This is a genomic window from Marinomonas spartinae, assembly GCF_900089775.1.
Taxonomy (GTDB): domain Bacteria; phylum Pseudomonadota; class Gammaproteobacteria; order Pseudomonadales; family Marinomonadaceae; genus Marinomonas; species Marinomonas spartinae.
Genome location: NZ_FLOB01000003.1, coordinates 115,560 through 130,527, shown reverse-complemented (window position 1 = coordinate 130,527; position 14,968 = coordinate 115,560). Strand labels below are relative to the sequence as shown.

Genomic DNA, 14,968 nt, shown 5'->3' with positions numbered 1-14,968 from the left:
AGGAGCTGATATGTCGTTAATTGGATCGGATCGAATTAGAGCGGTCGTTGGTTTAGGGGCGACAGGGCTGTCTTGTGTACGTTTTTTAGCGAGCCAAAACATCGATTTTTACATAGTGGATTCGCGAGAGAATCCACCAGGGTTAGAGCAAGCTAAGTTATTATGTCCTGCTGAACGAATTTTTACTGGTGGTTTGTCTGTGCTTGAGACATTGCCTGTGACGGAGCTGTATGTAAGCCCAGGTATATCATTAAAGACCACTGAATTGGCTGCGCTGGCGAAAAAAGGGGTGGCTATGCGTGGTGATATTGATCTGTTTTGTGATTACGCCAATGCGCCTTATATAGCTATTACTGGGTCAAATGCAAAAAGCACGGTGACGACACTGGTTGCTTTTCTGTTGGAGGCCTGTGGCAAAAAGGCCATTGCAGGTGGCAATCTTGGTGTACCTGCTTTGGATTTGCTAAGTGCAGGTGTCGATTTTTATGTACTTGAGTTGTCGAGTTTTCAGCTTGAAACCACGGTAGCATTAAAGGCCGATTTAGCTTGTATTCTGAATGTGTCAGAAGATCATATGGATCGCTATGAGGATTTGTATGAATATCAAAGAGCTAAGCAACGAGTTTATCGCGGATGCAAGTCGGCGGTTTGTAATAAGCAGGATATTCTGACAGCGCCATTGTTGCCTGAAGGGGTACCTGTGCGTGCATTCACCACTAAAAGCCCAGATTTAAATGAGTATGGCATGTTGGCCGACGATGATAATGGGGCTTGGCTTTGCCGAGGGGTTCAGCGTCTATATCACACTTCCAATATTGCTCTACAAGGCTCTCATAATCATGCCAATGTTTTAGCCGCTCTCGCCATGATTGAGCTATTAGGGCTTGATGTTCAGGATGAAAGAATCGCAGAGGCATTAAGAACCTTTCGAGGCCTAACTCATCGCTGTGAAAATGTCAGAGTGCATCAAGGTGTTACTTATATTAATGATTCTAAAGGGACAAATGTCGGGGCGACGTTAGCGGCGCTACAAGGTTTGGGACAAGCCTCACAAAAAAATATTTTGCTGATTGCTGGAGGAGAAGGCAAAGGGGCTGACTTTTCCCCTTTGGCGAGACCAGTCGCTGAGTTTGTTCGTAAAACATATTTATTCGGTAAGGATGCGCATATTATTGCCAATGCCTTACCAGACACGTCTGAATATGCTTTTTTTAACACGTTGGATGAGATTATTGAGATGGTTCAGCAGGAAGCGCAAGAGGGCGATATTGTGTTGCTTTCACCTGCCTGTGCGAGTTTGGATATGTACAAAAACTATGAAGTTCGTGGTGAGCATTTTGCTCGCTTGGTTACCGCGTTATGAATTGGCTGCGCTTTTTTGACCGCGTCTCTTGGCGTGAGTTTAGCCAAGTAGATTCTATTTTTATTGCTTCTGTTGTGTCTTTGTTGGCGCTGGGAATTGTGATGGTATCCAGTGCCTCTATTTCTATATCAGTGGATCAGCATAACGATTATACCTTTTTCATGTGGCGCCAGATTTTGTATTTAGGAATGGGAGTCGCTCTGGGGTGGGTGATGTTGTCGCTTCCAACTGAACAGTTGCAAAAGTGGGGCATACTGCTCATGGCTATCTCTCTGGCGTTGCTAATTATGGTGTTGCTGCCAGGGATAGGTAAAACAGTAAACGGTAGTCGTCGCTGGATTAATTTGGTGGTGTTTAATTTACAGGCCTCTGAAGTCGCAAAGGTTTGTATGGTTGTGTATGTGTCCGGTTATCTTGTGCGTCGGGCTGAGCGAGTGCGAAGCGGTTGGGTAGGCTTTTTCCTGCCTTTATGCCTATGTAGTATTTTCCTGCTTTTCCTATTGTTTGAACCCGACTTTGGCGCTTCTGTGGTGCTTTTGGGTACCGTAATGGCTTTGCTGTTTCTTGGAGGGGCGCCGCTTTATCAGTTTCTTCTGTTGTTGGCGGGTGCTGTTTTGATGCTTGGGGTGGTGGCCATATCAGAAAGCTATCGTATGAAGCGTTTAATGAATTTTATTGACCCGTGGGCTGATCCATTTAATGAAGGTTACCAATTAAGCCAAGCATTAATTGCTTATGGTCGAGGTGAGTGGTTTGGTCTTGGTTTGGGGAATAGCGTGCAGAAACTGTCCTATTTACCTGAGGCACATACTGACTTTGTTTTTTCTATTTGGGTAGAAGAGACGGGACTACTTGGTGGCATTGTTTTGATTTTGCTATTTGGCGTAATGGTAAGTCGTGCCTTCAAAATAGGTAATAAAGCGATGGCTCTATCGCGTCCATTTGCTGGTTATGTCTGTTTTGGTTTTTCTATCCTGATTTTGGCTCAAGTGATTATTAATATTGGGGTGAATACCGGCTTTTTACCAACGAAAGGTTTAACACTGCCTTTAATAAGTTATGGTGGCAGTAGTTTAATTATTACCTTGGCCAGTTTGTTTGTTATTGCGCGGGTGGATATTGAAAATAAACGTATAGAGTCTGCTCAGGTAGAAAAAGATAAACCAACCCCAAAACAAAACAAATTAACCAATATTGAGACGAGTAATGACTGATATTAAGCGCGTTGTCATTATGGCTGGTGGTACCGGTGGGCATATATATCCTGCACTGGCTTGTGCGCAACAATTTAAAGAAAAAGGCTTTGAGGTTTTTTGGTTAGGCTCTAAAGGCGGCATGGAAGAAAGCCTAGTTCCTCAGCATGATATTACGATTTATACCGTTTCCATTAAAGGTGTGAGGGGGAAAGGAATATTTGGGCTATTGGCGGCGCCTTTTCGGGTTTTGCATGCAATTGGCCAAGCATTTGCTTTTTTACAAAAAGAGAAACCCTCCGTTGTTTTAGGGATGGGCGGTTTTGTCGCTGGACCTGGTGGGGTGGCCGCAAAATTATTGGGAATCCCTTTGGTAATTCATGAACAGAATGCCATAGCGGGAACCACGAATAAGTTGCTTGCTAAAGTTGCTAATGTTAGTTTGCAGGCGTTTGATAGGGCGTTGCCAAAGGGGATTCTCGTCGGTAATCCTGTGCGCGCTGATATTTTGAAGCAAGATATTCGTGCCCCACGTGATACAAAGGTTCGTCCATTAAAGCTTTTGGTTGTTGGGGGGAGTTTAGGGGCAAAAGCCATTAACGATATTATGCCTGAGGTGTTATCAAAATGGCCCTTTTCTCAGCGCCTAGATGTGTGGCATCAGACTGGAAAACGAAACTTTGATGATGTTCTAGGGCTGTATAAAAAGGCGAATGTTTCAGCGCGTGTAGAAGCTTATCTGGATAACATGAATCAAGCCTATTATTGGGCCGACATTGTACTATGTCGTGCGGGGGCCATGACGGTAAGTGAGCTAGCGGTAGCTGGACTGCCTTCTATTTTAGTGCCGTATCCTTATGCCATTGACGATCATCAGACAGAAAATGCGCGCCATTTAGAGCGTGTGGGGGCGGCGTTTTTGTTGCCGCAACCTGAGTTAACAAGTGACAAGGTGATTGAGCTATTGGCTCCTTTGCTAGAGAACGAATCCATATTAGTAGAAATGGGAGAGCAGGCACAACAAGTTGCCCATCCTAATGCGACTCATGATGTAGTTGCAAATTGTTTAAGGTTAATAAAATGATAGGAAACAAGTTTCAGTACGATATCCCCACAATGCGACGCATTCAAAATATTCATTTTGTCGGTATTGGTGGTGTCGGGATGTGTGGCATTGCAGAAGTGTTACATAATCAAGGGTATCAGGTGTCAGGATCTGACTTAAAGTCGTCTGCGGTTACCGATCGTTTAGCTGAGTTAGGTATTACCATTTATCTTGGTCATCAAGAGAGTAATGTCCATGATGCGCATGTGATTGTCGTATCGACCGCTATTAATCTTCAAAACCCTGAAATTCAGTGGGGGAAAGAGCATCGTATTCCTATCGTTCGTCGGGCCGAGATGTTGGCGGAATTAATGCGTTACCGTCATGGTATTGCCATTGCCGGAACTCATGGAAAAACAACCACGACCAGTTTAATGGCGTCTGTTCTGGCGGCGACAGGTGAGGCCCCCACATTTGTCATTGGTGGCCGTTTAACGAGCGCGGGCGCAAATGCCCAGTTAGGTAGCAGTGCCTACTTAGTAGCGGAAGCGGATGAAAGCGATGCATCGTTTCTGCATTTGCAGCCTCAAACGGTGATTATTACTAATATCGACGAAGACCACATGGATACTTACCAAGGTGATTTTGAAAAGGTAAAACAAACCTTTGTCGAGTTTGTACACAATTTGCCTTTCTATGGTTTGGCTGTGGTATGTGTTGACGATGTGAATGTTAGGGAAATATTGCCCTCGCTGAGTCGTCCAGTTTTGACTTATGGTATCGATGTTGAGGCCGATTTCTATGCGACCGATATCATGCAAACAGGTCGCTATTGTGAGTTTTTGGCGCATTGTCCTGATCAAGAGCAACCACTCAAAATACGTTTGCCAATGCCAGGGCGTCATAATGTTCTTAATGCGTTGGCAACCATTGCGGTAGCTTCTGATCTTGGTGTAGATCCTGCGGCTATTCAATCTGGATTGATGGGCTTTGAGGGAGTAGGTCGCCGTTTCCAAGAGCAGACACCGTTGGAACTAGAAGATGGCTCGCAGGTGATGTTTGTAGATGATTATGGTCACCATCCAAGTGAGGTGGAAGCGACAATTAAGGCAATTCGAGCAGGTTGGCCTGAGAAGCGATTGGTGATGGTGTACCAGCCACACCGTTTTTCAAGGACCCGTGATCTGTACGAAGATTTTGTGAGAGTTTTGTCACAAGTGGATGTCCTTCTGTTGTTGGATGTGTACCCAGCAGGTGAGACGCCTATTAATGGGGCTGATAGTCGCTCTTTGTGTGGCAGTATTCGTCAGCGAGGTACCGTCGATCCTATTCATGTGGCTAATGCATCTGATCTACGCTCGATATTGTCTAATGTACTTAAGAATGGGGACTTGATGATTACCCAAGGGGCGGGAGATATCGGTTTGATCTCAAAAGCATTAGCGAATAGTGGAATTTAGCTCTATGTCTATATTACTGGAAGAAGCGACCATCGCTGTCATTTATGGCGGACGTTCTGCAGAGCGTGAGGTGTCTTTACAAAGTGGACCGCTTGTGGCGAATGGATTGCAAGAAAAAGGCTATCGGGTAGTAACACTCGATCTTTACGGCCCAGAAGGATTACTTGATCCTATAAAGCAGTTACAAGAAACACATTTCGATATGGCATTTATTGCATTGCATGGTGGTGAAGGCGAAGATGGCCATATACAGGCTTTACTAGATATGCTCGGTAAACCTTACACGGGAAGTTCGCCTTTGGCATGCGGGTTGGCGATGGATAAAGTCATGACGAAACGCTTTTGGCAGGGAATTGGGCTAGCGACGCCGATGTATCTATCGTTCGAGTATGAAGCCGATGTTGCTGTCATAGAGAGCGAGTTATCCTACCCTATGATTATTAAACCATCGAGAGAAGGTTCGACTTTCGGTATTAATAAAGCCAATAATCGCCAGCAACTGGAAGTGGCTTTGCAGAACGCGCTCGAATTCGATTCTGATATTTTAATTGAAGAGTTTGTTGAGGGCCCTGAGTTTACGGTAAGTGTTATTGATGACGTAGCCTATCCCGCTATTGGGCTCAAAGCCTCAGCAAGCCATGAGTTGTATGATTATGAAGCTAAGTATATTGCTGATGATACAGAGTATTTATTGCCATGTGGCTTAAGTGAAGACGATGAACATGAATTGCAAAACCTAGCGTTAGAAGCTTATCAGTCTCTTGGTTGTCGAGGTTGGGGGCGTGTTGATGTGATGCGTGATAAAGCGGGAAAATTTTGGGTGTTGGAAGTAAATACTTCGCCAGGTATGACTTCCCATAGTTTAGTGCCTATGGCAGCAGCGTATGTTGGTTTGGATTATGCCTCATTGGTTGAAAAAATTGCACAAAATGCTTGGTTGCAACATGGGTGTGATTAAAGGATGAGAATAGCTGCGCTTATTGGTGCTATTTTATTGATTGTGATAGCCGTTTTTCAGGGTAAAGAATCGCCGGAAAGTTGGTTTGCTATTCATGCTATTGAGATTAAAGGGCAGCTCAAATATAGCTCTCGTGATCAATTACAAAAAGATTACACTAGTTTGCTGGGTAAAAGCTTGCTAACCACTTCTATTTCGCAGATAAAAGCGGTGGCTTTGTCACCGCAATGGGTGCAAAGCGTAGAGGTTCGTAAAGTTTGGCCAAATACCTTGCAGGTGGTTGTGCACGAACATGAGCCGCTAGCATACTGGAACGATGGGCAAGTCATTACCACAGGGGCGGTGATTATATCGCCTAAAAGCATCCCTAATTTGCCGCTTCCTAAATTATTAGGGCCGGAAGATTCGAGTGATGTGGTATTAAAACAGTTTGGTTTGATTAGTCAGGTATTATCTTTAACCTCATTGCGTATTGATAGTTTGCAATTAAAGCCGCGAGGAGCGTGGGTAATCGTTTTTAAAAATGGAATTAAGGTAAAATTGGGCCGTGAGGATATTTTAGAGAGATTACAACGTTTTATAGCGGTGTATAAAACCGATTTATCGGGTAGAATAGATCAGATTAGTTCTGTGGATGCAAGATATCCTCATGGTGTAGCGGTTGCTTGGAAAAAACAATGAAAACTTGGCCTATTTGTTGCTATTTTGAGCAATGGATGGAGATGGTTATAACAGCGTTAAGTGCTGGGAAGGTTAAATGATAGTCGGTTTAGATGTAGGCACATCAAAAGTTATTTGTTTAGTCGGGGAAGTTCTGGCTGACGGTAGTTTGGAAATTGTCGGTATTGGCTCTCACAGCGCGAAGGGGATGAAGCGCGGTGTAGTTATAAACATAGAATCGACTGTTCAATCTATCCAGCGTGCCGTTGAAGAAGCAGAGTTAATGGCAGGATGTAACATTCACTCAGTGTATGTGAGTGTTGCGGGTAGTCATGTTCGTAGTTTGAACTCCCATGGTATTGTGGCAGTAAAAAATGGCGAAGTTCAGCAGGAAGATATCGATCGAGTAATCGATGCAGCACAGGCTGTGCCAATTTCCTCTGATCAGCGTGTGTTGCACATTCTGCCCCAAGAATATCACATCGACTCTCAGGAAGGGATTAAAGATCCTTTGGGGATGTCTGGTGTTCGCTTAGAAGCCAATGTGCATATGATTTCTGGTGCAGCGAATGCGGTGATGAACGTTGAAAAATGCATTAAACGTTGTGGTCTTGGTGTGGATGGTGTGATTCTGTCGCAATTGGCTTCTAGCGATTCTTCATTAAGTGAAGATGAAAAGGAGCTTGGTGTTTGCTTGGTCGACATCGGAGCGGGTACATCAGATATTGCTGTCTGGTTAGATGGTGCATTACACCATACGGCGGTTGTGCCTGTTGCTGGAGATCAGGTGACCAATGATATTTCCATGGCATTAAGAACGCCAACGCAACATGCTGAAGAAATTAAGATAAAATATGCTTGCGCTATGTCGTCTATGGCAAGTGGTGATCAGGCTATTCAGGTTCCAAGTGTGGGAGATCGTCAACCTAGAACGATTTCTCGCGATGCGCTTGCCGAAGTAGTTGAAGCAAGATATGAAGAAATTTATAGCTTGGTTCAAGATGAGCTAAGACGCAGTGGTTATGCAGAGAGAATTCCTGCAGGCATTGTAATTACTGGTGGTACGTCTCTTATGGAAGGGGCTGCTGAATTGGCTGAGAAGGTATTTGACATGCCAGTTCGTCTTTCCGTGCCAGATTGTATTAAAGGAATGTCAGACATTGTCGATAACCCTATATATTCAACGAGTGTTGGATTATTGGCTTATGGAAGCAAAGAGGCCGAAATGACTGAGCCATCTGCGCAGACTATGTCTAAGACGCAAAATAAACGTGATTTATCAGTATTGACAGCAAAAAAAGAAGCTAGGTCTTCCTTCAGTCCAACGAAGGTATGGCACAATTTAAAGCACTGGTTTCAGAGTTATATGTAGTCAATAAGGGTATTGAATTAATAAAGGAGCGATAAGCCCATGAACGTCTTTGATTTAGCCGATGATAATTTATCCGATAACGCTGTTATTAAGGTTGTCGGTGTTGGCGGCGGCGGCGGTAACGCTGTTCGTCACATGCTTGAGAGTCAATTGGAAGGGGTAGAGTTTATCTGTGCCAATACCGACTCTAAGGCTTTGATTGGTTTTGATACCGGAGTGTCTCTGCAATTAGGCTCAACGATAACAAAAGGGTTAGGAGCAGGTGCGAATCCTTCTGTTGGTAGAGACTCTGCGTTAGAAGATCAAGAAAAAATTACACAATTGCTAACAGGTGCCGATATGGTATTTATCACCGCAGGAATGGGTGGTGGTACTGGGACTGGAGCCGCGCCTGTTATCGCTAAGGTTGCACGTGAATTAGGCATATTAACTGTGGCAGTGGTGACTAAGCCATTTCCATTTGAAGGTAAGCGTCGTGCAAAAGTAGCGGAAGAAGGTGTTAAAGAATTACGAGATAATGTCGATTCATTAATTACAGTGCCAAATGAGAGATTGTTGCCAGTATTAGGTAAAAACATTTCTCTACTTAAGGCCTTTGGTGAAGCGAACAATGTTTTGTTTAACGCTGTGCAAGGTATTACTGACCTTATTATGCGCCCAGGTTTGATCAACGTCGACTTTGCTGATGTTAGGACGGTGATGTCTGAAATGGGTATGGCTATGATGGGGACAGGATCTGCGTCAGGCGATGATAGAGCGAGAGTGGCGGCGGAAGCGGCTATTCACAACCCGCTTTTAGAAGATATTAACTTGCGTGGTGCGCGTGGTGTACTAGTTAACATTACGGCCAACGAGGAAGTTGGTTTATCAGAGTTCACCGAGGTTGGTGGCATTATTGAAGAATATGCATCTGAGGATGCAACGGTTGTTATTGGCTGTGCAATTGATCCAAGTGTTGGTGATGAAATGCGAGTAACAGTTGTTGCGACTGGCTTAGAGGGTCGGATTAGCGCTGAAGAAGTACAAAGCGCAGTAGGTGATTCGGTTGTTTCTCAGCCAGAAACGGTAAAGGTTGAATCGGTGGTTGAAGAGAAAATTTCTGCTCAACCAGCCGCTGCACCTAAGCCAGTATTAACGCCTTCTGCTGTTAAGAAGGATGATGGGGTTGAGAAAAGCTCGGAAGTGGATAAGGGAGAATTGAATGGCTCTTCGTCTTCTTCGAGTAGCGATAAATTATCGTATTTGGACATTCCCGCTTTTTTGCGTCGACAAGCTGATTAATTAATTTGTTTAATTTGCGAAAAAAAGAAGCAATATTGAAGCGGTGAATTGTATAAAAATTACGATATTGATATTATTTCTCAATTGAAATATATCTTGTCATTAAAGTGTAGGAATCTAATGGTACGTCAACACACATTAAAAAACATTATTCGAGCTACAGGGGTGGGACTCCACTCTGGTGAGAAGGTGTATTTGACATTAAAACCTGCTCCTGTGAATACAGGCATCGTTTTTGTTCGCACAGACTTAGAGCCTGCGGTCGAAATTCATGGCGATGCACGAGCAGTCGGCTCAACAAACTTCGCTACTGCTCTATGTAAGGGTGATGTGACGATTAGTACCGTAGAACATCTACTTTCTGCAATGGCAGGGTTAGGTGTAGATAATGCCTACGTTGAAGTCAGTGCGAGTGAAATTCCATTGATGGACGGTAGTGCGAGCCCTTTTGTGTTTTTGTTGCAATCTGCCGGATTGGAAGCGCAGAGTGCTCCGAAGAAGTTTATTCGCATTAAGAAACCTATCCGTGTTGAAGAGGGTGATAAATACGCCACTTTGGAGCCGTATTCAGGTTTTCGTTTGTCATTTACTATTGACTTTCAGCACCCAGCGATTGGTGAGGATGTTCAGCATACTTCTTTTGATTTCTCAGCAACGACGTTTGTTAAGGAAATCAGCCGTGCGCGCACCTTTGGTTTCATGAAGGATCTTGAATACTTCAAAAACAATAACCTTGCTCGTGGTGCTAACATGGAGAATGCCATCGTATTAGATGACTACCGTGTATTGAACGATGAGGGTTTACGTTATCGTGACGAGTTGGTTCGTCACAAGGTGCTTGATGCGATTGGCGACTTGTATTTGCTAGGTCATAGCTTGATTGGTGAGTATAAGGCCTTTAAATCTGGTCATGCACTAAATAATAAATTATTGATTGCTCTTCTTGAGAATCAAGAGGCATGGGAATACGTTGTCTTTGAAAATGAAACACAAGAGAATCCTATCTCTTTTGTTGATCCCGCTTTGGTGGGTGCTTAAAATTTAAGCAAATTCTCCTCCTACACAAAAAAGCCAGACACTTTGTCTGGCTTTTTTGTGCTTAGGTCATTGATAATTCATGTTTTGTCCCACATTAAAGTGATAGAATCTTTTCATTACTAATTGGCTGCGATGTATTCAAGATGTTAGGAAGCGTAATTAAGAAAGTCATCGGTACAAAGAATGACCGAGAAGTTAAGCGATTTAAAAAAATAGTTACACAAATTAATAAATTTGAAGAATCTTTTACTAACCTGTCAGACAGTGATTTATCAAGTAAGACGAATGAATTTAGAGAGCGGGTTAGCAGTGGGAAATCTTTAGATTCCATATTGCCTGAAGCATTTGCAGTGGTAAGGGAAGCCAGTAAGCGAATTATGGGGATGAGGCACTTTGATGTGCAGCTTATTGGCGGTATGGTGTTGCATGAAGGGAAGATAGCGGAGATGCGTACAGGGGAAGGTAAAACCCTCGTTGCGACATTAGCAGTCTATCTAAATGCGATTTCCTCTAAAGGGGTTCATGTCGTCACAGTCAACGATTACTTGGCGAAGCGTGATGCCAATTGGATGCGACCTCTTTATGAATACCTAGATATGAGTGTGGGCGTAGTTTTCTCAGGACAAGATAAAGAAGAAAAACGCGCGGCTTACTTGTGTGATATCACCTATGGTACCAATAACGAGTTCGGTTTTGATTATCTTCGCGACAATATGGTATTCCGCTTCGAAGATCGCGTGCAGCGAGATTTAAATTTTGCGGTGGTGGATGAAGTTGACTCCATCTTGATTGATGAGGCGCGTACGCCGTTGATCATTTCTGGGTCTGTTGAAGACAGTTCTGAGCAGTACCGTAAAATTAATTACTTGCCGCCTTTATTGTCTCGTCATGAAGTGACTGAAGGTGAGTCCCCTGAGGATATTGTGGGTCATTATATTTTTGATGAGTCCCAGAAAAGTATTGAGTTGACAGAAGAAGGTCACCACTTTGTGGAGACTTGGTTGGTAGAACAAGGGATGCTGAATGAAGGGGAGAGTCTGTATTCTGCCAGTAACCTTTCGTTATTGCATCATGTTCACGCTTGTCTAAAAGCGCATGTTATTTTCCATAAGAATATTGACTACGTCGTTCAAGGCGATGAAGTAGTGATCGTTGATGAGCATACTGGTCGTACTATGCAGGGACGACGTTGGTCAGAAGGTATCCATCAGGCTGTTGAAGCAAAAGAAGGGGTGACCATTCAAGCAGAAAGTCAAACCTTGGCATCCACAACCTTTCAGAACTACTTTCGCTTATATGAAAAACTGTCTGGTATGACTGGAACGGCAGATACAGAAGCCTTTGAATTTCAACAGATTTATGAATTACCAGTTGTTGTTATTCCGACTAATCGTCCAGTGCAGCGTAAAGATTTTAATGATTTGATCTATATGTCAACTCAAGACAAGTTTGAAGCTATTGTGACTGATATTGTTGATAATGTAGAGCGTGGAAGGCCTGTTCTAGTAGGTACTGCTTCTATCGAATATTCTGAACTGTTATCTGACTACCTTAATAAACAAAAGATTCAACATAATGTATTGAATGCCAAACAGCACGAGCGTGAAGCCCAAATTATTGCTGAGGCTGGCCGTCCTGGTGCTGTGACCATTGCGACTAATATGGCGGGTCGTGGTACGGATATTGTGCTCGGCGGGAATGTTCAGGTTGAAATTGAGCAACTTGGAGAGAAGGCTTCTCAAGAAGAAATCGATGCGCTCAAAGAGCAATGGAAAGAGCGTCATGAGGCTGTATTGGCAGCGGGCGGTTTGCACATTATAGGGACAGAACGTCACGAATCACGTCGTATTGATAACCAGCTGCGTGGTCGTGCTGGTCGTCAGGGAGATGTAGGGTCATCACGCTTCTATTTGTCGCTTGAAGACAGTCTAATGCGTATTTTTATGTCTGATCGCATCAAGAAAATGATGGTCGCGCTGGGGATGGAGAAAGGTGAAGCAATCGAGCATAAGATGGTCTCGAATGCCATTGAAAAAGCACAGCGCAAAGTAGAAGGTCGCAACTTCGACATTCGTAAGCAGTTGCTAGAGTATGATGATGTGGCTAACGATCAGCGTCAGGTTATTTACCGTCAGCGTTTTGATATGATGGTTTCGGAGGATCTCTCCGAAGCAATTACTGCGATGCGTGAAGACGTTGTTGCCAGCCTGATTGATGAATTTATTCCGCCTCAAAGTGTCTATGATCAATGGGATCTAACAGGGCTTGAAGAGAAAATTCGTAATGAATTTGGTTTGGAGATACCTGTTGTTAAATGGGTGGAAGAGGATAGTAAGCTTTTCGAAGAGCCTCTACGTCAGAAAATTCTGGATGCCTTTGTTGTCGATTATGAGAGTAAAGAAAGCATTGTTGGTGGTGAGCCACTAAGATCCTTTGAAAAGCAAGTGTTGTTGCAAGTTCTTGATACTTTGTGGAAAGAGCATTTGCAGACAATGGATATGTTGCGTCAGGGGATTCATTTGCGGGGTTATGCTCAGAAGAACCCTAAACAAGAGTATAAGCGTGAAGCGTTTGAGTTGTTCCAAGGGTTGATGGAGCAGATTAAGTATGAAGTCATTCAGATCGTTTCTCGTGTTCAGGTTCAGACTCCTGAAGAGGTAGAGAAAATAGAAGAAGAGCGTCGAGCTTTAGAGGCAAAAACGCATTTAAGTATGAATCACGAAGAGATGTCGTCTCTAGATGATGGCCGTTCTAGTGCTCAGGACTACCCTAAAGTAGGTCGTAATGAGCCTTGTCCATGTGGTTCTGGTAAAAAATATAAACAGTGTCACGGTCGTCTGGTTTAAATAAGGAAAAGCTAAATGGCAGTTGGATTGAAAGCGTTCCCGAATATTCCTGAAATTGATGGGGTAAAAATTGGTGTTGCCGAAGCAGGTATAAAAAGACCAAATAAAAAAGATGTTGTGGTTTTTGAGCTGTGTGAGGGGGCCTCTGTTGTGGGCGTTTTCACCCAAAACGTGTTTTGCGCTGCACCAGTTCGTTTGTGTCAGAAACATTTGGCTCTAACGGATGCGCGTTATTTGTTAATCAATACAGGTAATGCTAATGCGGGAACGGGTAAATCTGGTGTGATGAATGCTTTAGAAACGTGTCGAGTTCTTGCTGATCAAGCGGGTGTTCCTGTTGAGGCTATATTGCCGTTTTCAACGGGAGTCATTGGTGAGCCTCTGCCAGTTGATAAAATTGTTGCAGCCATTCCGTCGGCATTGGATGATCTTTCGGCTGACGACTGGCAATCTGCTGGTGTGGGTATTATGACGACAGATACCTTGCCAAAAGGCTCTTTTCGTACTTTCGAGTTTGAAGGCCAGACTTTTACGGTTGGTGGTATCTCGAAAGGGGCGGGTATGATTCGTCCCAATATGGCGACCATGCTGGGTTACGTTTTTAGTGATATTGCTATTGAAAAATCTGTCCTTCACGCTGTTTTAAAAGAAGTGGTTAACAAGAGCTTTAATCGAATTACCATTGATGGTGATACGTCTACTAATGATTCTTGTATTGCTGTGGCGACCGGTAAGGCAGGAAACGAGTTGATTACATCTGTGGATTCTCCACTTGCTAAAGCTTTTGTGTCGGCCTTCACTGAGGTCATGCAAGAGTTGGCGCACGCCATTGTGCGTGATGGAGAAGGGGCAACGAAGTTTGTAACTGTAGAGGTGGTTGGTGCTGCTAAGCTGTCTGATGCGACGAAAACGGCGTTTGAAGTGGCGCATTCTCCTCTGGTAAAAACGGCTTTATTTGCTTCTGATCCTAACTGGGGGCGCATTTTGGCTGTGGTTGGTCGTTCGGGTGTTGAAGAGTTGGATGTTGATAAAGTTCAACTGCACATCAATGGGTTTGAAATTGTTCGCGATGGTGGTCGTTCGCCTGGCTATATAGAAGAACATGGTCAAGAGGCGATGTCCCCTGAAGAGATCCATATCGTGATTGATCTAGGGGCTGGAGAGGCATCCGATACGGTTTGGACAACGGATTTTTCCCATGAATACGTGACCATTAATGCGGAGTATCGTACCTAATGTTGGTTCGGGTGGCGGCAGGCATTATTTTGCGTGAGGGTCAGGTATTCATTGCCTTGCGCTCTTCTGATAAACATCAAGGTGGTTTGTGGGAGTTTCCGGGTGGTAAATGTGAAGAAGGTGAAGTTTCCCTTTCTGCTCTTGCTAGAGAATTGAATGAAGAGTGTGGTGTTGAAGTGCTTGAGGCTTCACACTTTCAAACTGTTGCGCACGATTATGGTGATAAGCAGGTTGAATTGGTATTTTTCACTGTGACGAAGTTTAGCGGTGAGCCACATGGGCGAGAAGGACAAGAGGTGTGCTGGGTTCCTTTGGGGGATTTGGTGAATTATGCTTTCCCTGAAGCGAATCGGGTTATTGTCGAGAGCTTGCTTAAATAACAAGTGGTACATCACATGTTTAAAAAGGCATCATAAATTCTTATGGTGCCTTTTTATTTGTCTGATGACAGGCTTGGTCAGATTGGTGTTGCAAAAAAAAGCGACCTTTAGTTCGAAATGAAAAAAAGTCGCTTTT

Annotated in this window: 12 protein-coding genes; all 12 read left to right on the top strand. The window is 43.8% G+C overall.

Going from position 1 to position 14,968, the window contains the following annotated elements:
• Positions 1 to 10 precede the first annotated feature (10 nt).
• Positions 11 to 1,363, top strand: a complete 1,353-nt coding sequence (murD, locus tag MSP8886_RS08355) for a UDP-N-acetylmuramoyl-L-alanine--D-glutamate ligase (RefSeq protein WP_067014914.1) — start codon at positions 11 to 13, stop codon at positions 1,361 to 1,363.
• Complete coding sequence (gene ftsW / locus MSP8886_RS08350) at positions 1,360 to 2,577, top strand: putative lipid II flippase FtsW (protein ID WP_067014912.1); 1,218 nt, start codon at positions 1,360 to 1,362, stop codon at positions 2,575 to 2,577. The genes murD and ftsW overlap by 4 nt, the downstream gene beginning before the upstream one ends.
• The gene (gene murG, locus MSP8886_RS08345; RefSeq protein ID WP_067014910.1) at positions 2,570 to 3,640 is read left to right on the top strand and encodes an undecaprenyldiphospho-muramoylpentapeptide beta-N-acetylglucosaminyltransferase; all 1,071 of its coding nucleotides are present in this window, start codon (positions 2,570 to 2,572) and stop codon (positions 3,638 to 3,640) included. The genes ftsW and murG overlap by 8 nt, the downstream gene beginning before the upstream one ends.
• A complete protein-coding gene (gene murC, locus MSP8886_RS08340) occupies positions 3,637 to 5,061 on the top strand; it encodes a UDP-N-acetylmuramate--L-alanine ligase (RefSeq protein WP_067014906.1) in 1,425 nt (474 codons plus the stop codon). The genes murG and murC overlap by 4 nt, the downstream gene beginning before the upstream one ends.
• A 4-nt stretch (positions 5,062 to 5,065) precedes the next feature.
• Positions 5,066 to 6,019 carry a D-alanine--D-alanine ligase gene (locus MSP8886_RS08335; RefSeq protein WP_067014904.1) on the top strand — a complete coding sequence of 318 codons (954 nt, stop codon included), beginning with the start codon at positions 5,066 to 5,068 and terminating at the stop codon, positions 6,017 to 6,019.
• Between the two features lie 3 nt (positions 6,020 to 6,022).
• Positions 6,023 to 6,700, top strand: coding sequence for a cell division protein FtsQ/DivIB (locus tag MSP8886_RS08330; protein ID WP_067014901.1), 678 nt, complete (start codon positions 6,023 to 6,025; stop codon positions 6,698 to 6,700).
• Between the two features lie 76 nt (positions 6,701 to 6,776).
• Positions 6,777 to 8,051: a cell division protein FtsA gene (ftsA, locus tag MSP8886_RS08325; protein WP_067014899.1), complete on the top strand. Its 1,275-nt coding sequence runs from the start codon at positions 6,777 to 6,779 to the stop codon at positions 8,049 to 8,051.
• A gap of 39 nt (positions 8,052 to 8,090) precedes the next feature.
• The gene (gene ftsZ / locus MSP8886_RS08320) at positions 8,091 to 9,332 is read left to right on the top strand and encodes a cell division protein FtsZ (RefSeq protein WP_067014897.1); all 1,242 of its coding nucleotides are present in this window, start codon (positions 8,091 to 8,093) and stop codon (positions 9,330 to 9,332) included.
• Between the two features lie 120 nt (positions 9,333 to 9,452).
• Positions 9,453 to 10,370, top strand: coding sequence for a UDP-3-O-acyl-N-acetylglucosamine deacetylase (gene lpxC, locus MSP8886_RS08315; protein ID WP_067014895.1), 918 nt, complete (start codon positions 9,453 to 9,455; stop codon positions 10,368 to 10,370).
• A gap of 143 nt (positions 10,371 to 10,513) precedes the next feature.
• On the top strand, positions 10,514 to 13,216 hold the full coding sequence (secA, locus tag MSP8886_RS08310; RefSeq protein ID WP_067014893.1) for a preprotein translocase subunit SecA: 2,703 nt from the start codon (positions 10,514 to 10,516) through the stop codon (positions 13,214 to 13,216).
• Between the two features lie 15 nt (positions 13,217 to 13,231).
• Entirely contained in the window at positions 13,232 to 14,452 is a 1,221-nt protein-coding gene (gene argJ, locus MSP8886_RS08305; RefSeq protein ID WP_067014891.1) for a bifunctional glutamate N-acetyltransferase/amino-acid acetyltransferase ArgJ, read from the top strand.
• The gene (gene mutT, locus MSP8886_RS08300) at positions 14,452 to 14,832 is read left to right on the top strand and encodes an 8-oxo-dGTP diphosphatase MutT (RefSeq protein ID WP_067014889.1); all 381 of its coding nucleotides are present in this window, start codon (positions 14,452 to 14,454) and stop codon (positions 14,830 to 14,832) included. Before argJ ends, mutT begins: the two co-directional genes overlap by 1 nt.
• The last annotated feature ends 136 nt before the right edge of the window (positions 14,833 to 14,968 follow it).